Below are 19,393 nucleotides of genomic sequence, written 5' to 3'. Positions count from 1 at the left end.
CCGTTTCAGCGCGACGCGCTTTGGGCTGTGCCCGAGCCACCTCAATCGACGACGACCACGATGTAGCGGCCTTGATAGGGCCGGTAGTAGGTCCGGCCGCAGCGCCAGACGTCGAAGCCGTTGACCTTGGTGCGAACGCAGCCTGCCGGCAGCGTGGCGACCCAGGCGGTGGTGTGCCTCAGCACACGCCATGTCGTGGCGCGCCGAGCGACGCCCGCGGCGCTGTGCGGTGTCCAGGGCGCCCCGATGCGGGCTTCGGCGGTACCGACCAGCGACAGGGCCGGCACGGCCATGCCGACAATCTCGACGGCGGCGAGGCCGATGGCGAGCAACGCAGCGGCCGAGCGCATTTTCCTGAAAGATTTCACAGGCATTTTCGTTTCTCCTGAGGTTGGTGTTCAGTTCTAGTGGGAGGATGAAGCGGCCAGCCGGGTCGAACCCGTCAGCGCCGCCAGGTGAGCAACCACGAACAGCCAGTGCGCCGCGGTTGTTACGTAGCCGACGACAAGCACGTCGGCGGCGATGAAGAACTGCCAGAACAGAAGGTTGGCCGTTCCGAGCAGCACATGCACGGCAGCCAGCACGGCGTGCCAGTTGCGGGAGTAGGCGATGCGCCAGAGCGTCACGCCGATGATAAGGGCCAGCCCGTGCGCCTCGATGAAGCCGATGCCGGTGCCGGGTGCGTTGTTGAGCAGCACGGCTTCAGCCCCGCGCCCGAAGAACGAGCCGGCAATGTCGGTGGCGAGCCCGCCTGCGGAAGCAAGGACCAGGAAGCCGGCATTCACGCGAACGAGAAGATTTCCAAAGAAGGGTGTCATGATCGTTCCTTTCCGTTTTGGGTGATAAAGGTCGCCACGGCGGCGTTGGCCGCCGTGGCTGCTGGGAGGGCGCCGCTCAGGCCACCAGCGGCTGGGGCTCGGCTGCGGCCGCGGTCGGTTCGGCCGCGGGGGTGCTCTCAGCCGGCGCCTTGATGCCGAACCAGGTGACGTAGAGCGTCGGCAGGAAAACCAGCGTCAGCACGGTCGCCACCAAGAGGCCGCCCATCACCGCATAGGCCATCGGCCCCCAGAACACCGTCGGCGCGATCGGGATCATGCCGAGGATGGCGGCCGCCGCCGTGAGCAGGATCGGCCGCAACCGATGCGTGGTGGCGCTGATCACCGCTGCCCATGGTTCCTCGCCGGCGGCGATGTGCTGGTCGATCTGCGCGATCAGGATCACCGAGTTGCGGATCACCATGCCGATCAGCGACATCACGCCGAGGATCGCGACGAAGCCCATCGGAGCGCCCGACAAGAGCAGCGCGCCGGCGACGCCGATGATCGCAAGCGGAGCGGTGAGCAGCACCAGCACCAGGCGCTGGAAGCTCATCAGCTGCACCATCAGGACGGTGGCCATGATGAACAGCATCAGCGGGAACACCACGAAGATCGAGGCCTGCGCCTTGGCGCTGTCCTCGATCACGCCACCCTGCTCGACGCTGTAGCGCGCCGGCAGTTCCGCCTTGAAGGCGGCGATGGCGCTCTCCAGCCGCCGCGTGACCAGCGTGGCATTTTCGCCGGGCGCGACATCGGCCTGCACGGTCACGGTCGGCAGCCGGCCGCGGCGCCAGATCAGCGGCGGCTCGGTCTGGTAGGTGAGCTTCGCCACCTGTTCCAGCGGCACCCGCCGTCCGCCGGACGCGCTGATCGTCAGGCCGCGCAGCGTGTCGATGCTGGCGCGTTCGGTTTCCACTGCGCGGGCAACGATGTCGACGAGGTAGATGTCGTCGCGCATCTGCGTGATCTTCGAGCCGGAGAGCACCGCGTTGATCGTCTCCGACAGCTGCTGCGAGGAGATGCCCAGCGCGCGCGCCCGGTCCTGGTCGACATCGACCTTGATGACCTTGGCCGGCTCGTTCCAGTCGTAGTTGATGTTGCGCACCGAGGCGTCGCTGCCCAGCACCTGGGCGAACTGCTGCGCGAGGCCGCGCGTCTTGTCCGGATCCGGACCGCTGACGCGGAACTTCAGCGGCCAGCCGACCGGCGGGCCGAGCTCCAGCGGCGTGACGCGGGCCATGACGTCGTCGAAGCCGGTCGACAGCTGCTTCTCCAGCCGGTCGATCACCGCCTGACGCACGGCGTGGCCCTTGGTCACGACCACCGCCTGGGCGAAGAAGTCGTTGGCGAGCTGCGCGTCGAGCGGCAGGTAGAAGCGCACCGCGCCCTGGCCGACATAGAAGCTCCAGTGGTCGATATCAGGATCGGCGGCGAGCAGCTTCTCGACGCGCTCGACCACGGCATCCGTCGACTTGATCGAAGCGGTGCGCGGCAAGGTGAGGTCGAGCATGACCTCGGGCCGGTCGGACTTCGGGAAGAACTCCTGGCCGACGAAACCCATCGCAACGACGGAGAGCGCGAACAGTCCGGCCGTCGCCGACAGCACCAGCCACTTCGCCCGCATCGCCATCTCGAGCAGCGCCTGGAAACCGCGGCCGATGCGCGAGGGCTGATGGCTGCCGCCATGACCCTTGATGCGATCGGGCAGCAGGAAGACGCCGGTCAGCGGCGTGAACAGCACCGCCACCACCCAGGAGACGACGAGCGCGATCGCCACGACAGCGAACAGCGAGAAGCAGTATTCGCCGGCGCCGCTCTTGGCGAAGCCGACCGGCACGAAGCCGGCGATCGTCACCAGGGTGCCGGTGAGCATCGGGAAGGCGGTGGAGGTATAGGCATAGGTGGCGGCCGAGATCTTGTCGTAGCCTTCCTCCATGCGCGAGATCATCATCTCGACCGCGATCATCGCATCGTCGACCAGCAGGCCGAGCGCGATGATCAGCGCGCCGAGCGAGATGCGCTGCAGCGAGATGCCGAAATACTCCATGGTGACGAAGGTGATCGCCAGCACCAGCGGGATGGCGACCGCTACGACGACGCCGGGACGCCAGCCGAGCGCCAGCAGCGAGACGGCGAGCACGATGGCGATCGCCTCGCCGAGGCTCTTGGTGAATTCGCCGACGGATTCTTCCACCACATGCGACTGGTCGGCGACCAGGCCGAGCTCGGCGCCGAGGGGCAGCTCGGCCTGCATCTCATGCATCTTCTCTTTGACGGTCTCGCCCAGCGCCAGCGCGTCGCCGCCCGAAGTCATCGAGATGGCGATGCCGACCGCAGGCTTGCCGTTGAAGCGGAACGTCGGCTGCGGCGGGTCGGAATAGGCGCGCTTGACCTCGGCGACGTCGCCCAGCCGGAAGTAATGGCCGTTGGCGTAGAAGTTGATGGCCTTGAGGCTTTCCTCGGAGGTGAAGCTGCCGGAGACGCGGATGGCGATGCGCTCCGGGCCGGCATCGACCGTGCCGCTCGGCGTCAGCGCGTTCTGCGCCTGCAGCGCCTGCGACAGCGTGCCGACATCGAGGCCGAGCGCCGCCACCTTCTGCGTCGAGAATTCGAGATAGATCTTCTCGTCCTGCTGGCCGATGAGGTCGACCTTGGCGACGTCCTTCACCGTCAGCAGCCCGGCGCGCAGGCTGGTGCCGAGATCCTTCAACTCGCGATGGCTGAGGCTGTCGGAGGTGAGCGCGTAGATCAGCGAATAGGTGTCGCCGAACTCGTCGTTGTAGAGCGGGCCCTGCACGCCGGACGGCAGCGTCGGCTTGATGTCGTCGAGCTTCTTGCGCACCTGGTACCAGAGCGGCTGCACCTGGTCGGCGGCCACCGTGTCCTTGAGGTTGACGAAGACGACGGATTCGCCGGGCTTGGTGTAGCTCTTGACGTAGTCGAGGTCCGGCAGCTCTTCGAGCTTCTTCTCGATGCGATCGGTGATCTGCTCCACCGTGTCGCTGGTGCTGGCGCCCGGCCACATCGTCTTCACCACCATGGTCTTGATGGTGAAGGGCGGGTCCTCCTCGCGGCCGAGGCCGCCATAGGCGTAGAGGCCGGCAAGGGCGGCCGCGATCATCAGGTAGACGATGAAGCTGCGGTGCCGCAGCGCCCATTCGGAAAGATTGAAGCTGGTCATGATGCGGTTCCTTTTCAGGGCGCGCGCAAGCGCGCTCCGCCGGCGCCTGCCGGCTGGCCAAAACAAATGACGGTTTGGGTTCGGTCAGCGCCCGCCGCTTGGCGGGCGCGCCATAGCAATTCAGGCCAGGCTGTGCATGGTGCCCGGCACACGGTAGGGCGCGCGCTCGGCGGTTCTCGGCCTGATGGCGAGGCCGGCGAGATAGCGCTGGAAGGCGGCTGCCTCCTGGACCGGCGAGGCGAGCGCGACATGGCCGTCCGGCCTCACCAGATAGGCTGCGTCGCGCTGCAGGCCGGCCTTCACGGCTGCGTCTGTCCAGGCGAAGGCATGCACTGCAACTCCTGTCGGCGCGAGCATCGCCCGGAAATCGCAATTGACCTCGCCATAGACATGGACCTGCCAGTCGAGCGACCGCAGCGGCTCGAAATTGTCGCCGCCCGCGCCCGTGACGTAGGGCAGGCGATCGCCGCCGCTGACCCTGCCCGCCACGCCCGAGCTGATCGGCCCGGCGCGGTACTGGATCGCCGTCTGCGAGATCACGCCGAAGAATGCGCGCGACCCGAACGATGTGTGGAGCCCGATGTTCATGACCTTCGGCATCACGTAACGCCGGAACAGGCCGACCAGCCGCGAGCGGTTGGTGATGAAGCGGAACACCTTGTCGGTGCTTTCGATCAGCTTGTGGGCAAAGGCGATGCGCTCCGGCTCGTAGCTGTCGAGCAGGCGAGGATCGGCTCGGCCCTGCACAACGGCGCCTAGCTTCCACGCGAGGTTCACAGCATCGCCCATGCCGGTGTTCATGCCCTGGCCGCCGGCCGGGCTATGGATGTGTCCGGCATCGCCGACGAGGAACACGCGGCCGGCGCGGAAGCGCTCGGCGACGCGATGATGGACGCGATAGGTCGAGAACCAGTTGACCTCGTTGACTGTGACGCCGGTCTCGCGCTCGATATCGGCGCGGATCGCCTCGAAGCTGATCGTCTCGTCGGCCTCATGCGCCTTCGGCACGATGCCGATAAGGCGCAGCGAGCCCGACTGCCGGACCGGCATAACGATGGCGAAGCCATAGCTGCTGATGGTTGTGTCCATGCCATTGCGGGTGACGTTGCCCGTGCCCTTCACGTCGGCGACATAGAAGGCCTGTTCGTAGGTACCGCCCGGAAAACCGATGTTCAGCCCATGGCGCACCGTGCTGCGGGCGCCGTCGCAACCTGCGAGATAGGCTGCGCTGACGGTCTCGGTCTTGCCGTTCCGCGAAAGAGTCGCGATGACCGCGTCACCCTTGTCCTGGAAGGCGACGAGCTCCGTTCCGCGCTCGACCTCGACGCCGGCGCGTTCCAGATGCGTGATCAGCACGCGTTCATGGATATCCTGCGGCAGCGCGAAGGCGAAGGAGTACGGGCTGATGCCGCGGCCGAAATCGGAAAGCGGCAGCCGCGCTGCGACGCCGGCCGGCGTATGCAACGTAAGCCGTTCCAGCCGGATGCCCTCGGCAAGGATGTCCTCGACGATGCCGATCTGGCGATGGAACTCCAGCGTGCGCGCCTGGACGGCGAGCGCGCGCGAGGTTTCGCCCGGACCGGTGGCCTTGTCGAAGATGCGGACCGGGACCCCGAGCCTGGTCAGCCAGAGAGCGAGCGTCAGCCCGGTCGGGCCGGCGCCGGCGATCAGGACCTTTGTCTTGGACATGGTCATTTTTCCTCTCCTTCAACGATACGCACTTTTTCGCGTTCCCGCAGCCGGTTCACGCCGGCGGTGACGACCAGATCGCCCTTGGCGAGGCCGCCGCTGACCACGACACGGTCGGTCTCGTAGCGGGCAACCGTGACCGGCTTGAGCTCCACCGCCGACGAGGCGGACACGACCCACACGGCCGGCTTGCCGTCCTTGTCGAACAGCGCGCTGCCCGGCAGCACCATGACCGGCGCGCCGCCCATCTCGGCGCGGCCGGAAACACTTGCGCCGAAGCGCATCTCGTTGGGCGCATTCTCGATCGAGACCTTTACCTGGAAGGTGCGGGTCGCGGCGTCGGCCATAGGCGCGATCTCGCGGATGCTGCCGACCGCGGTGATCGCCGGATTGCTGAGCAGCGAGACAGTCACTTTTGGCGGGTGCTTGGTATCGGGTGCGTTGGCGAAGACCGCTTCGGCGATCGAGAACACGGCGTCGCGGCTCTCCGGATCGGCAACCCGCGCCACCATCTGTCCGACATTGACCGACTGGCCGGCTTCGGCACCGGTGGCGGTGACGATGCCGTCGAATTCCGCATGCAGCTCGGTATAGCCGAGTTGGTCCTTGGCCATCTCGAAGGCGATGTTCGCCGACTTGAGCTTGGCCTGCGCCGAACGCAGATTCTTCAGTGTCGCGTCATAATTGGCTCGGGTGGTAAAACCCTTGCCGAGCAGCGCACCGATCCGGGCCTCCGCAGCTTTTGCTTCGACAAGCACGGCCTGTGCCGCCGCGACATCGGCCTCGGCGCTGGCGAGCCGGTTGCGATAGTCCTGGTCTTCGATGCGGGCCAGCACCTCGCCTTTCTTCACCGTCGAACCGATCTCGGCGACGCGTTCGAGCAGCTTGCCCGATACGCGGAAGCCGAGGTCGCTTTCGAGCCTCGGCCGTATCTCGCCGATGGCGATACGGGTATCCGCGCTGAGCATCGGGACGGCCGCGATGGCCTTGACAAGCTTTGTCTCGGCTGCGGCGGGCTTCACGTTCGAGGCCTCGCTTCTGGCGCCGTGCCAGACCATGGCGCCGCCGCAGGCAAGAACGGCGATCGATCCAGCGACAAAGCGGCGCCGCAGCGGCCTGTTATGAAAAAGTGCAATCATGTTGTCTCCATGACCAAGGTTGCGGCCGCGCTGGGAGGATGCGGCGACCGGGAAATCAGTTGGCTGGAGAGGGAGATCGGGCTTTGCGGCCTGTCTTTTCGCCAGCCCGATCTTCTTGGCGCTTCCGGCTCCGGAAATCCCGAACGGTTTCTGAAAATTTTCCGATGTTTGGGTGAGGCGGCCTTGGAATGGCGCAGGGAAGACGCCGATGCGCGGACGCTCAGACCGTCCAGAAATAGCGCACCAGGTGGAAGAAGATCGGCGCGGCGAAGACCAGGCTGTCGGTGCGGTCGAGCATGCCGCCATGGCCCTCGATCAGATGCCCCCAATCCTTAACGCCCTGGTCGCGCTTGATGGCGGAAGCGACCAACCCGCCGAGAAACCCCATCGTGCAGGCGACGAAGGCGACGGCCGAGGCCTGCAATGGCGAGAACGGCGTGATGAAGGCGAGCAGCGCGCCGAGCAGGCTCGAGGCGACGAGCCCGCCTATCAGCCCCTCCCAGGTCTTCGACGGCGAGACCTTTGGCGAGAAGCGGTGCTTTCCGAACAGCTTGCCGAAGATGTACTGCAGCACGTCGCTGCCCTGCACGACGATGATCAGGAAGGCGACGAGCAGCAGGTTGCGGCCCTCGAAGCCGGGCACGTTCAGCGTCAGCAGCGCAGGGACGTGGCTGACGCAATAGACCGCAATCATGATCGCCCATTGCTGCGCCGACACGCGCTCCAGGAAGCGCTCGGTATCGCCATGCAGCGCCGTGATCGCCGGCATCAGCAGGAAGCAGTAGACCGGGATGAAGATCACGAACAGCCCGTACCAGGCCGTCCACACCAGCCAGTATTGGACCGGAATGACGATGCCGAACATGCCGAGCAGAACCCAATGGTCGCTGCGGCGGCTGTGCGTCAAGGTCACGAACTCGCGCAGCGCCGCGAACGAGATCAGCGCGAACAGGATGGTCATGCCGTAGCGGCCGAAGAAGAAGGCGACCGTCATCAGCGCCACCATGACCCACCAGGCATTGATGCGCTGGGTGAGGTTGGTGAGCGTCGCGCTGAGCGGCTTCGGCGCGCGGGCCGACAGCACCGCCGCGGTGGCGCTGGCGGTGGTCAGCACCACGAAAAGGCCGATGATCAGGATGCTGATTTCGTGGCGCATCATTCGTCTCGATCAGGACGGGGATTGAGGGCCAGAAGTTCGGCCCGGGCGCGTTCGAGGAAGGCGCGGCGTTCCTCGCCCGGCGCCACCGCCACCGGCGCGCCGAAGACGACGCGGCAAAGCAGCGGCACCGGCAGGAACTGGCCCTTGGGCAACACGCGCGACATGTTCTCGATCCAGCACGGGATCAGCTCCACTTCCGGCCGCGCCATCGACAGATTGTAGAGCCCGGAGCGGAACGGCAGCAGCTCGTCGCTCATGTTGCGCGTGCCTTCCGGGAAGATGATCAGCGAATGACCCCGGTCGAGGACGGAAAGCATGACGGAGATCGGGTTCTCTTCCGGCCTCGTCCATTGCCGGCTGATCAGCACGGAGGACAGCATGTCCTCGGCGATGAAGCGGCGCAGCCGCGACTTTCGCCAATATTCGGCGGCGGCGATCGCATGTGTGGTGGCGCGTTCTCTTTCGCTGAGGCAAGCCGACAAAAGGATGAAATCGCCATGGCTGGTGTGGTTGGCGAAATAGATGCGCTGCCGGTCCGATGGCTGGCAGCCGCTCCAGATCGGACGCACGCCGGTCACCGCCCGGGCCAGCGCCGACAGGCCGACCGAAGTCGCCGTCTGCAGCAGCGTGAAGGTCCGGAGCGACAGCCTGTTCATCCCGGCATCCAGAATCCGGCTGTCAGGAACGCGATGACAAAGATCGCGAAGGCGATGCGCTGCCGGGCAAGCAGGCGGCGCGTTCCGGCGATGCGGTCCTCGAGCGGGCGCGGAGACGAGGAGGCAGGCTTGAGCCGCATGCGCGCCAGCACGTCGTCGACCGCGGCGCATCCCGAACGCTCATTGTCATGGCTCGCCATCAGCCGGAACAACAGCGCGTCGAAGGCGAGAAGCGCCGAAAACCCAAGCACCACGACGGCGCTTGCCGCCGCAACCAGCAGCGCCAGCACCGCGATCGGCGCCTGGAGCGCGCCGCGCGCCGAGGCGACCAAAGGCGCGAAGCCGTCGCAGACGAGCACGATCGCGGCCGGCCATGCGGCGTGCTTGATCAGCATGGCGGCAAAGGCGGCTGTCCGTTGCTGATAGGCTTCGTCCGTCATGCCGGCTCGTCCAGTCCGATCTGAAGATGCACTGGTCGTCCGGACGCGGCGAGCTGCTTGCGCGCCTGGGATGGCGTGTGAGAGCGGCCTGTCGCGACGAGCCATCCGGCGATGACGGTGGCGCTGCGCTGGAAGCCGAGCGCGCAGCAGACCAGCACCGTGCCTTGCCGGCGCGCCGGCTCGATCGCCGCCACCGCTTGGTCGAGCGTGTCCGCCGGCGGCGGCAGCAGATCGAGCATGCCGAAGCTTTGCCAGCGGCCCGGCGCGTCGCGCGGCCGCTCAAGCTCGGCGGCGAGATCTATCACCGTGCCGAAGCCGTCAGCCTCGGCGGCGCTAGGGAACCGCCCAAGGAAGATGCCGTCGCTGACCGCCACGACCGGCGGCAGCTTGCGCGTCCATGCCCAGACATTGACCCTGGCGCCTAGGCGATAAGGCCAAAGCAGGATGCGGCTTGCCAGCGACACACGGCCATCCGCCGTCTTCTGGAACACTTTCGCGCCGGCCCCGGCATAGGCGAAGGCGACGATGGCCAGCGCCAGCGACGGCCATAGAAGCAACAAGGCGAGCGCGGAGAAGAAGGCGCCGACCGCAGCGCCCGTTAGCGCCAGAGCGGCGCCCAGGGCGTAGTATAGCGCAAGCCGCAGTGCCTTGCCGTCGGTAGTCAGGCGGAAACCGGCGAACGGCAGCTCGCCCCGTGCCGGAAAGAGCCACAGGGCGAAGAAGCCGAGCAGCGCGCCGGTCGGGATGTCGATGAAATGATGCTGCCAGGTGGTCAGCACCGAGGCGCCGATCAGAAAGCACCAGCCGTGCCAGAGCCCCAGCAAAGGACCGGCGAGGCGCTGGCGCCAATGATCCCAGATGATCACCAACAGCGCGATATGCAGCGACGGCGCCTGGTTGAACGGCTTGTCGAAGCCGCCGAGCACCGCAAACAGGAAACCCGGCAGGCCGCTCGTTTCCGGCCGCACGAATGTGGCGGTCAGCGGAAACAGGATGAAGCAGGCGACGGCGACGATCTGCGCGGTGAGGTAGCGGCCGGCCAGCCGGTCGACGCCCTGGCGGCTGTCGTTGAGCAGGAGCGACAGTCCGTAGAACAGGTTGATCGACCAGTAGGGCACGATGGTCCAGGCGACGAACGGAACATGGTGTTCCCAGGAGAACACGATGCTGCCGACATGGTCGCGCGTCGATGCGAGCCAATTGGCGAAGCCGTAGGTCGAATAGAAGAACGGCGCGAGGAAGGCGAGCCACAGCGCTGCGCGCAGGACGACACGCCCATAGGGCTCGGCGCTGGGTGAAAGTGGCGGGGGCTCGGCACTGAAAGGCATGCGGCGGTGGTCCTAAAGCCGCCTTGCCAGCGAGACGGTGAAGATGCCCCATTGGTCGATGCGCTGGTCGAGCTTCTCGAAGCCTGCCGCCTCGACCAGCTGATCCATCTCGGCTTCCGTGCGCCGCCGCATCACCCAGGCCTGGCCGCCGCGATGCGAGGTCAGGCTGCGCGCGATCATTTCGAGCTGCGGATGCCAGGGCTGGTTGGTGTAAATGAGCAGGCTGCCTGGCTGCATGGCGCGGGCAAGGCCGCCGAGCGAGCGCGCAATCAGCGCATTGTCGGAGAAGAGCTCGTAAAGGCCGGAGACGATGGCGAGGTCCGGGGCCGGATCGAGCGCGGCGAGCCCGTCGCCGTCGAAGGCGTCGGCGCGCTGGAACGACACGCTGGCCGGCAATTGCCGCTCGGCGATCAGCTTGCGGCCGCGCTCGACATTGAGGTCGGAATAGTCGCGCAGCCGAACGCTGGTCGGTTGCTCCCGGCTCATGTCGATCGCATCGAGGACGTAGCGGCCGTGACCAGACGCAATGTCCAGGATGTTGGTTGGCCGCCCAGCGGCCTTCAGCATTGCCAGCGCCGAGCCGATCAGCTCTTCGATGTGAAGCTTGCGCTGGCGGATGCCGCGCCAGCCGATGGCGTGGAGGAAGGTCCGGTCGACCATGCGGCCGATCGGCCCCAGGCCGCGCGGCTCGTTCTCATAGACATAGTCGAGCGTCGAACCGGAATCGAAGCCGGTGGTAACGCCGACCTTCATGCCTTGCGAGAACCAGCTGCCGACGCGGATGAAGGCGCGGCTCGTCGCCCAGTAGAAGCCCCTGGGCGAAAGCAGATCGAGCGGCGAGGCGAGGCGGTCGGCCTCGTCGCGCGTGTAACCGGCGATGTCCGCCTGCTTCAGGTCGACAGCTTCCGCGGGTGCCGCGAACTGCGCTTCAAGGAACGGCCGGATCAGGTCGAGCGCCTTGGCGCGGTCGCGCTCGCCAAGTGTGTCGTGGAAGAAGCCCGGCAGCACGTGGCGCTCCTTCGCGCGGCTGCCGAGATTGACGAAGAACTCATGCTGCGGCGCGTGCCGCACCACCCAGTCGCTGCCCGACAAAAGAAGCTGCGTCGGCACGGTGATGGCGCGCGCATCGGCAACGATGCGCGCCGCGTGCTGATAGAGCTCGACCAGGATGTTCGAGGCGATCGGCCTTGTGATCAGCTTGTCGTTTTCGAAGGAAGCAATGCGCACAGGGTCATGAGTGAGAAGGTTCGCCTTGACGTAGGAATTGACGAAGAAGCGCCCCTTGATGTTCTGCCACAGCGCGATGCCTTCCTTGGCGAAAGGGACATAGAGTTTCACCGAGAAGGCGGGCGAGGCGAGCACCATGGCGCGCAGCTTGGGCGCATAGTCGTGCACCCACGCGGCCGCCAGCACCGCGCCGAAGGACTGCGCGATCAACGCGATGTCCTGCGCGGCAAAACCGTCCCTGGCGGCGATCTCGCGCATGAAACAGTCGATATCGCGCACCAGCGCGGCGAAAGACGGAGCGTAGCCGCGCTCGCCGGCGGAGCGGCCGTTGCCGCGCGCATCCCAGGCATAGAAGGCGTAGTCGGGCAGGCTGAGTTCGTCGACGAGATGCGCCATGCGGCCGCCATGCTCGTGTCCGCGATGGAAGAGCACGACCGCGCCCTTGGCCGTGGCCTGCATCGCCGGCCAGTAGCGGTAAAACATCTGCGTGCCGTCATGGCTGCGGAAGGTGCGTTCCTGCGCCTGCCGCGCAAGGCTTTGCGCCGGCGCGCTGGCGACCTGTTCGTGAAGCATGGTGGTTCCCCCGGGCGGCATGGCGAGTCTCGGTGCTCAGCCGGTGCTGCCAATAAGACCGGCGCGTATCCGGTTTATGGCGGTCAGCAGCGAAAGCGTAGCCATGGCCGGAAACACAAACGGGGCGATTGCCTCCGGCCAGAGCCCGGCGGCGGCGAGCACGGCGACCAAGCCGAGCGCCAGCGCCCTATCGCTCTTGCCGAACGGCCCGGCATAGTTTCGCCCGATCCCGGCTGCGATGCCGAGCACGCCGGCGAACTCGGTGAGCGCCGCGGCGATGGCAAAGGCGACGACGCCCCAGGCGCCGAATTGAGGAAGGGCGGCGAAGGGCAGGATCAGCGCGAGGTCGGAGACGACATCGCAGATCTCGTTGAGGTACATGCCGAGCGTCGAGGCCTGGCCATGCTCGCGCGCTAGCATGCCGTCAATGGCGTTGAGCGCCATGCGCAGGAAAAGCACCAGGGGGATGAGGAAGAGCAGCGGGCTCCAACCGGGGAGGATCGCGATCGCCGATCCAGCCGCGATGGACAGCAGCGCAGCCGCGACCGTTATGCCGTTGGCCGTCACACCCATCGCCGCCAGCCTGTTGACCAGCGGCCGCAGCCTGTCCTGGAAAGCCGGCTTCAGCGCATAGAGCGTCGGCATTGCGATGATCCCCCGATCCTCGCCGGCAGATGTATCACAAACATGCCGAACGGCACCAGCGCAGCTGCTAAAACACTGTGACCCAGACAGTTGGCACCATGCCATGCACCCATTGCCTGAAGACGACGCCGGAGCCGGCGCTCTGTGTCGCTCTCATGCCCGCCTTGGCGAGCTTCGACCATGCAGCCCTGGCATGGCCGCATGCGGTCGCCGGCTTCTGGAACAACGCAGCCACTTGAATAGTAAGCACGCTTATTATATATGCCGCTCATGGTTTCAGATGGCATCGACAGATTGGGATTTTTGATCCACGACGTGCAGCGCCTCATGCGCAAGCGCTTCGAGGCGCGCGCCAGCGGGTTGGGCCTTTCCTCGGCGCAGTGGCGGCTTCTCGTCCGCGTCGCCAAGGAGGCCGGTGTCGCGCAGGCGCGGCTCGCCGAGCTGCTCGAGATCGAGCCGATCAGCGTCTCTCGCCTCGTCGACCGGATGGAGGAGGGCGGCTGGATCGAGCGTCGCGCCGACGCGGCCGACCGGCGTGTGCGCATGATCTTCCCGACCGAAAAGGCCAACGCGGCCTACGCCGATGTCAAAAGCCTTGCCGGCGAGGTCTATGAGGAATCGCTCACCGGCGTATCGCCGGAGGACCGTCGCATCCTGATCCGGGTGCTCGACATCATCGTGCAGAATTTGACGGACGGCGAGACGTCGTCCCTCGAAAAAATCAAGAATACGGAAGGGCGGGCAGCATGAACGCGGCAGCCAAGAAAGCAGACGACAACGTCACCAAGCTCGAGATCGAGGCGCCGGCGAAGCCGGAGGCTGCGCCAGTCTCCGCGGCAGCGGAGCCGCAGCCCGCACCGGCAGCACCGAGGAAGAAGCGCCGCACCGGCCGCTTCCTTTTGATGGTCGCCCTGCCGCTGGCGCTGCTCGCGGGCGGCGCCTATGTCTGGGTCACCGGCGGTCGCTATCAGGAGACCGAGAACGCCAACCTGCAGCAGGCCCGGATTTCGATTGCCTCGGATACGGCCGGCCGCATCGTCCAGGTCGGCATTGCCGACAACCAGACGGTCAAGTCGGGCGACCTTCTCTTCGTCATCGACCCCGAGCCTTACAAGATCGCGCTGGCCCAGGCCGACGCGGCTGTTGCCGCCGCGCGGCTCAATGTCGAGCAGTTGCGCGCCGCCTACAGCCAGGCGATGGCGCAGCAGAAGTCGGCCAAGAGCGAGGTCGACTATGCGCAGTCGCAATATGACCGCGCCGCCGATCTCGCCCAGAAGGGCATCAATGCCAAGTCGTCGCTGGACGAGGCCCGCAACGACCTCGACAAGGCCAAGCAGCAGCTTGCGGTCGCCGAGCAGGGCATCATCAGCGCCAAGGCCGCGCTTGGCGGCAACCCCGACATCGAGACCGACAAGCATCCGAGCGTGATGTCGGCGCTCGCCGCGCGCGACAAGGCCGCCTACAACCTCTCGCAGACCACGGTGAAGGCGCCGTCCGACGGCATCGTCTACCAGGCCTCGTCCTTCAAGGTCGGCCAGTATGTCTCCGTCGGCACGCCGCTGTTCGCGCTGGTCGAGACCGACGACACCTGGATCGACGCCAACTTCAAGGAGACGCAGCTCACCAATATGAAGCCGGGCCAGAAGGCCGAGATCGTGGTCGACACCTATCCGGGCCGGACCTTCGAGGCGACCGTCAAGGCGATCGGCGCCGGCACCGGCGCCGAGTTCTCGCTGTTGCCCGCCCAGAACGCCACCGGCAACTGGGTCAAGGTCACCCAGCGCATTCCCGTGCGCCTGGAACTGACCGACCCCGACGCCAAGATGGCGCTGCGCACCGGGATGAGCGCGACGGTCACCGTCGATACCGGCGTCGCGCGTGGCCTGCCGTCGATCTTCGGTCACGCCACGGCCGGCGAGCACGCGCAATAAAGCAAAGTGAAGCCCGAGGCATGAGCCTCCGCAAGGGAATGGTCTGAAGGGATGGAGGGAAAGCCAAGCGTTTGAGGCGAGCCGCGTCGCGGCTTTGATCGAAGTTGAAGCTTTCGACACCGACCTGTCGGTCCTCAGGTTTCCGGGCGGCAGGCATCCGCTCCAACAGAGACTTCCGGTCGATGTAACCCCCACATCGGTCCTCGCGTCCCACCGCGACGAGGGTCTCAAAGGAAGGCCTCGCCGCCCGGAAACCCAATGTACCCGTTTTTGTTACCTGCTGGAAGTTCAGCACCATGAGCACGCCCGAACCCTTCAAGGAAGTACCGCACCGCGGCCTGATCACGGTCGCGCTGATGCTGGCGACGGTCATGCAGGCGCTCGACACCACGATCGCCAATGTCGCGCTGCCGACCATGACCGGCGACCTCGGCGCCTCGCCCGACAACATCAACTGGGTGCTGACCTCCTATATCGTCGCCGCCGCCATCATGACGCCGGTCACCGGCTGGCTCGCCGACCGCCTCGGCCGCAAGGAGCTGTTCCTGGCCTCCGTCGTCGGCTTCACCATCTTCTCCATGCTTTGCGGCATGGCGTGGAGCCTCGAGACGATGGTGCTCTTCCGCCTGCTGCAGGGTGTGTTCGGCGCGGCGATCGTGCCGCTGTCGCAGACCTTCCTGCTCGATATCAATCCCCGCGAACGCCATGGCCAGGCGATGGCCATCTGGGGCGCCGGCATCATGCTGGGGCCGATCCTCGGCCCGACGCTCGGCGGCTGGCTGACCGAGAATTTCAACTGGCGCTGGGTGTTCTTCATCAACCTGCCGGTCGGCATCCTCGCCTTCATCGGCATGGCCGCCTACCTGCCTGTCGTCGCCAAGCGCGTGCGCAGCTTCGATTTCTTCGGCTTCGCCATGATCTCGCTCGGCGTCGGCGCGCTGCAGCTGATGCTCGACCGCGGCGGCGAGGTCGACTGGTTCTCCTCGACAGAGATCTGGATCGAGCTTGCGCTGTCGATCACCGGCTTCTGGGTGTTCATCATCCACACGGTGACGTCCGAACGTCCTTTCATCGACCCGAAAATCTTCCTCGACCGCAATTTCGTGACCGGGCTCGGTTTCATCTTCGTCATGGGCGTGCTGATCCTGGCTTCGATGTCGCTGCTGCCGCCGATGCTTGCCAACATCTTCGGCTACCCGACCGTCACCATCGGCGTGGTGCTCGGCCCGCGCGGTATCGGCACGATGATTTCGATGCTGTTCGTCGGCCGCATCATGCACAGGATCGACGCGCGTATTCTGGTCGCGATCGGCTTCCTGCTCACCGCGCAGTCGCTCTACACCATGGCGAGCTTCACGCCGCAGATGGACAACTGGCTGATCATCTCTTCGGGCGTCATCCAGGGTCTCGGCATGGGCATGGTGTTCGTGCCGCTCTCGGCCGTCGCCTTCGCCACGCTCGACGCGCGCTACCGCACCGACGCCACCTCGCTGTTCAGCCTTGTGCGCAATCTCGGCTCGTCGATCGGCGTGTCGGTGGTTGCGGCGCTGATGGTGCAGAACACGCAGGTCAACCACAGCGAGCTCGGGGCCTTCATCAACCCCTACAACCCCAACCTATGGGCAGCCTCGCCCGCGGCGGCGAGCGGTGATCCCATGGCCCTTTCGCAGGTCGACAGGCTGGTCAACGTTCAGGCGATGATGATCTCCTACATCAACGACTTCAAACTCCTGATGGTGATGACGCTGCTTGCCGTTCCGTTCGTCATCCTGCTGCGCAAGCCGAAGGCCGCGCCCGCGGGCGGCGCGCCGGCCGCGCATATGGATTGATGTTTTGGTGGCGGTCTCCGTGCCAGTCCCAATCACGCTGACATTGCGGCCATAAATGCAGCTCGGTTATGTCCGCCGAATTGACCGCTAAGCGGGCGGCGGCGAACGCAACTGGTTGTCGCTGAGTGTGCAATCGCTACATGCATTGCGGTCCGCAGAGGAGCGTTCCGCTCCTGGTGAAGCCGCTCTGAGGCCACGCCAACGATCGCCCGGCGACGCGCGCCGGCTGGTCAGAATGGATAGCCGCCGGGGTAACGTCCGGCCTGCGGATCAGTGTCCCTGGATGCAAAGAGCACGCGGGCTTTTCCGAAGGCGGCGCTTCAGTTTAACGGCCCAGCACCAGTGCCCAGTAGCGCAGGCTGGGATCGCGGCCGTCGCGCACGTAAGCCAACCCGAAGCGGCTGAAGTCCGGGTCGAGCATGTTGCGCCGGTGGCCGTCCGAATGCATCCAGATGTCGAACAGCTTTTGCAGGTCGAAACGTCCCTCGGCGATGTTTTCGCCCGCGGCGCCGCGCACGCCGTTGCCCTTCATGCGCGAGGCGAAATCCTTGCCCCAGCCGGTCGTGTGGCTCATACGGGCGCGCGACGCCATATAGCCGGCCTGCTGCAGCGCCGCCTGTTCGAGCTGCGTGTCCGGGATGAGCGCCGGCAGTCCGGCCGATGTGCGGATTGTCCTCAACGTGCCTGTGGCGGAGGACGACACGCCGGCGGCTTCGCCGGTCGGCAGCTGGACGCTGTTGCAGGCGGCAATGCCGCCGAGCGCCGCAAGGCCGACGGTCTTGAGCAATGTGCGTCTGTCGAGATGGGGGGAATCGGTGGTCAGGCTGGTCATCCGGCCTCTGATACCGGCGATCGTGGCTTTTGCCGGGCAGCCGATGAAAATCGCGTTATGCGGCGACATCGTCCGGGAGATCGGTTATCATCCCGGCGTTCTAGAAGTGGCAGCCACGGGCGGGCCACCCAGGCGGTGACCGCCCCCCGAGCGATACGGAGGACGGTTATGGCTGGTTTTCATGTCATGGCGGACGCGCAAGGGCTGCATGTGCAGCCCACGGTGCGCCACATCACCACGTCGGATCTATGGGACGCGCTAAGGCTCGGCGCCGAGGATTTCTGGGCCAAGCCTTCGCACTACGTGTTCCTGTGCCTGATCTATCCGGTCGTCGGCCTTATCCTGACGCGGTGGACCTCCGGCTCGAGTGCAATCCAGCTCGTCTATCCGCTGATGTCGGGCTTTGCATTGATCGGGCCCTTTGCGGCGATCGGCCTCTACGAGATCAGCCGCCGGCGCGAGCTCGGCATGAGCAGCCGCTGGCACCACGCGCTCGACGTGCGCCGTTCGCCGGCGCTGCCCTCGATCGCGGCGATCGGCGTCCTGCTTTTCGCGCTCTTCCTTCTGTGGCTGTTCACCGCGCAGTCGATCTACACCAGCCTGTTCGGCGCGGAGCCGCCGGCCTCCGTCGGAACCTTCCTGCGCGACGTGCTGACGACCGGCAAGGGCTGGACGCTGATCATGCTCGGCAACGCTGCCGGCCTCGTCTTCGCGATCGTGGTGCTCGCCACCACCGTGATTGCCTTCCCGCTGCTGCTCGACCGCGATGTCGGCGCCGTCTCGGCGATCGAGACTTCGGCGCGCGCCGTAATAGTCAACCCGCTGCAGATGGCGCTCTGGGGCCTGACGGTCGCGGTGCTGCTGGTGATCGGCTCGATCCCGCTGTTTGCCGGCCTGGCCGTCGTCATGCCGGTCCTCGGCCACGCGACCTGGCATCTCTATCGCAAGGTGGTGGAGCCGCAGGATATCCGGCCCATCCGCCGGCCGATGTAGGCCGCGCCGGCTCGAACAAAGCAGACGGCCCGAAGCGGTTTGCCGAGCCTGGTTCATGAAGATGTTCTTGAGGTCGCTCAAGGGGGCGGCATTCGTGGCCGGGCTTTGGGCTGTCGGCTGCATTGATACTATGCGTGCCAACGCTGACGAGTTGGTGCACTTTGAAAGCGCGGCCGTGAAGCCGACGCCGTTTCAGCAGCGCATTGCGCAACAAAACGGGCGAGCGCTCCAGGCCATTCCTGGCACGCCATTGAATGGGTATCTGACGCGACCGCCGGGTGAGGGGCCGTTCCCGGCGGTCGTCGTTCTCCATGGATGTTCGGGCCTATTCCCAACTGTAAAGAAAACCTGGTCGCAGCGGCTGTCTTCCTGGGGTTACGTCGTACTCGTTGTCGACAGCTTCAGCACGCGCGGTATTCGCGAGACGTGTGATCACGGCCTGCTCGCTGATGGCAGCCTGTTTGCTGATCGCGTTTATGACGCCTACGGCGCCTTGGAGTTCCTGTCCAAATTGAGTTTCGTCGACCCGCAGCGCACAGCGTTGATGGGGTTCTCCGCCGGTGGGATCGCAACGCTCGCGGCCGTGCAACTTGGCGGCGCCGAGCGGCTGATGGATCGCAAGTTCAAGGCGGCTGTCGCTTACTATCCGAATTGTTCGGCTACGAATGGCGACGTGGCGGTCCCGACATTGATCCTCATCGGCGAGCTCGACGATTGGACCCCTGCCAAAAATTGCCGGGAGATGATGGCGCAGCGCAGCGGCAAGGGCAGCGCCGTGCAGCTTGATGTCTTCAAGGGCGCTCGCCACGCCTTTGCCTCCCCGTCATTCAAGACGGGCACCGAGCAGTACGGCCACCGGGTGGAGTACAACGCAGCTGCGGCCGAAAAATCGGCAAGCGACGTCCACACGTTTTTGAAGCAGGCCTTCAGCGGATAACAGCCATAGCCCTGAT

17 protein-coding genes are annotated in these 19,393 nt (G+C 65.8%); 5 read left to right on the top strand and 12 right to left on the bottom strand.

What is annotated here, in order from left to right:
* Window positions 1-41: 41 nt before the first annotated feature.
* The 11 genes from P9217_RS00180 to P9217_RS00130 form a co-directional block, all read right to left on the bottom strand.
* Complete coding sequence (locus P9217_RS00180) at window positions 42-374, bottom strand: hypothetical protein (RefSeq protein WP_066996527.1); 333 nt, start codon at window positions 372-374, stop codon at window positions 42-44.
* Between the two features lie 30 nt (window positions 375-404).
* Complete coding sequence (locus tag P9217_RS00175; protein WP_067324856.1) at window positions 405-818, bottom strand: hypothetical protein; 414 nt, start codon at window positions 816-818, stop codon at window positions 405-407.
* A gap of 76 nt (window positions 819-894) precedes the next feature.
* Window positions 895-3,999, bottom strand: a complete 3,105-nt coding sequence (locus P9217_RS00170; protein WP_278086898.1) for an efflux RND transporter permease subunit — start codon at window positions 3,997-3,999, stop codon at window positions 895-897.
* A gap of 120 nt (window positions 4,000-4,119) precedes the next feature.
* Window positions 4,120-5,688, bottom strand: coding sequence for an FAD-dependent monooxygenase (locus P9217_RS00165; RefSeq protein WP_278086899.1), 1,569 nt, complete (start codon window positions 5,686-5,688; stop codon window positions 4,120-4,122).
* A 2-nt stretch (window positions 5,689-5,690) separates the two neighbouring features.
* Window positions 5,691-6,827 carry an efflux RND transporter periplasmic adaptor subunit gene (locus P9217_RS00160; RefSeq protein ID WP_278086900.1) on the bottom strand — a complete coding sequence of 379 codons (1,137 nt, stop codon included), beginning with the start codon at window positions 6,825-6,827 and terminating at the stop codon, window positions 5,691-5,693.
* Window positions 6,828-7,047: 220 nt separating this feature from the next.
* Window positions 7,048-7,983 (bottom strand): phosphatidate cytidylyltransferase, encoded by a 936-nt coding sequence (locus P9217_RS00155; RefSeq protein WP_095784069.1) that lies wholly within the window; start codon window positions 7,981-7,983, stop codon window positions 7,048-7,050.
* A complete protein-coding gene (locus P9217_RS00150) occupies window positions 7,983-8,642 on the bottom strand; it encodes a lysophospholipid acyltransferase family protein (RefSeq protein ID WP_278086901.1) in 660 nt (219 codons plus the stop codon). The genes P9217_RS00155 and P9217_RS00150 overlap by 1 nt, the downstream gene beginning before the upstream one ends.
* Window positions 8,639-9,082, bottom strand: a complete 444-nt coding sequence (locus P9217_RS00145) for a hypothetical protein (protein WP_278086902.1) — start codon at window positions 9,080-9,082, stop codon at window positions 8,639-8,641. Before P9217_RS00145 ends, P9217_RS00150 begins: the two co-directional genes overlap by 4 nt.
* Window positions 9,079-10,410, bottom strand: coding sequence for a phosphatase PAP2/dual specificity phosphatase family protein (locus P9217_RS00140; RefSeq protein WP_278086903.1), 1,332 nt, complete (start codon window positions 10,408-10,410; stop codon window positions 9,079-9,081). The genes P9217_RS00145 and P9217_RS00140 overlap by 4 nt, the downstream gene beginning before the upstream one ends.
* 12 nt (window positions 10,411-10,422) lie before the next feature.
* Window positions 10,423-12,210 (bottom strand): bifunctional alpha/beta hydrolase/class I SAM-dependent methyltransferase, encoded by a 1,788-nt coding sequence (locus tag P9217_RS00135; protein ID WP_278086904.1) that lies wholly within the window; start codon window positions 12,208-12,210, stop codon window positions 10,423-10,425.
* 36 nt (window positions 12,211-12,246) lie between these two features.
* Complete coding sequence (locus P9217_RS00130) at window positions 12,247-12,855, bottom strand: CDP-alcohol phosphatidyltransferase family protein (RefSeq protein ID WP_278086905.1); 609 nt, start codon at window positions 12,853-12,855, stop codon at window positions 12,247-12,249.
* Between the two features lie 270 nt (window positions 12,856-13,125).
* Here P9217_RS00130 and P9217_RS00125 point away from each other — a divergent pair, with 270 nt between their 5' ends.
* The 3 genes from P9217_RS00125 (at window position 13,126) to P9217_RS00115 (ending at window position 16,615) form a co-directional block, all read left to right on the top strand.
* On the top strand, window positions 13,126-13,605 hold the full coding sequence (locus P9217_RS00125) for a MarR family transcriptional regulator (protein WP_278086907.1): 480 nt from the start codon (window positions 13,126-13,128) through the stop codon (window positions 13,603-13,605).
* The gene (locus tag P9217_RS00120; protein WP_278086908.1) at window positions 13,602-14,786 is read left to right on the top strand and encodes an HlyD family secretion protein; all 1,185 of its coding nucleotides are present in this window, start codon (window positions 13,602-13,604) and stop codon (window positions 14,784-14,786) included. Before P9217_RS00125 ends, P9217_RS00120 begins: the two co-directional genes overlap by 4 nt.
* A 296-nt stretch (window positions 14,787-15,082) precedes the next feature.
* Window positions 15,083-16,615, top strand: coding sequence for a DHA2 family efflux MFS transporter permease subunit (locus P9217_RS00115; RefSeq protein WP_095784061.1), 1,533 nt, complete (start codon window positions 15,083-15,085; stop codon window positions 16,613-16,615).
* A gap of 325 nt (window positions 16,616-16,940) precedes the next feature.
* Here P9217_RS00115 and P9217_RS00110 read toward each other — a convergent pair whose 3' ends face one another.
* Complete coding sequence (locus P9217_RS00110) at window positions 16,941-17,447, bottom strand: CAP domain-containing protein (RefSeq protein ID WP_127240140.1); 507 nt, start codon at window positions 17,445-17,447, stop codon at window positions 16,941-16,943.
* 168 nt (window positions 17,448-17,615) lie between these two features.
* On the opposite strand from P9217_RS00110, the gene P9217_RS00105 reads away from it, so the two are divergent.
* Together P9217_RS00105 and P9217_RS00100 are read left to right on the top strand one after the other, a co-directional pair.
* Window positions 17,616-18,440, top strand: coding sequence for a DUF2189 domain-containing protein (locus P9217_RS00105; RefSeq protein WP_127240141.1), 825 nt, complete (start codon window positions 17,616-17,618; stop codon window positions 18,438-18,440).
* Window positions 18,441-18,495: 55 nt separating this feature from the next.
* Window positions 18,496-19,377 carry a dienelactone hydrolase family protein gene (locus P9217_RS00100; RefSeq protein ID WP_278086909.1) on the top strand — a complete coding sequence of 294 codons (882 nt, stop codon included), beginning with the start codon at window positions 18,496-18,498 and terminating at the stop codon, window positions 19,375-19,377.
* Window positions 19,378-19,393: the final 16 nt, after the last annotated feature.

This window comes from Mesorhizobium sp. WSM4989, from assembly GCF_029625795.1.
Classification (GTDB): Bacteria; Pseudomonadota; Alphaproteobacteria; order Rhizobiales; family Rhizobiaceae; genus Mesorhizobium.
The sequence above is the reverse complement of the archived record's forward strand: the minus strand, read 5'-3'. Positions and strand labels throughout refer to the sequence as shown.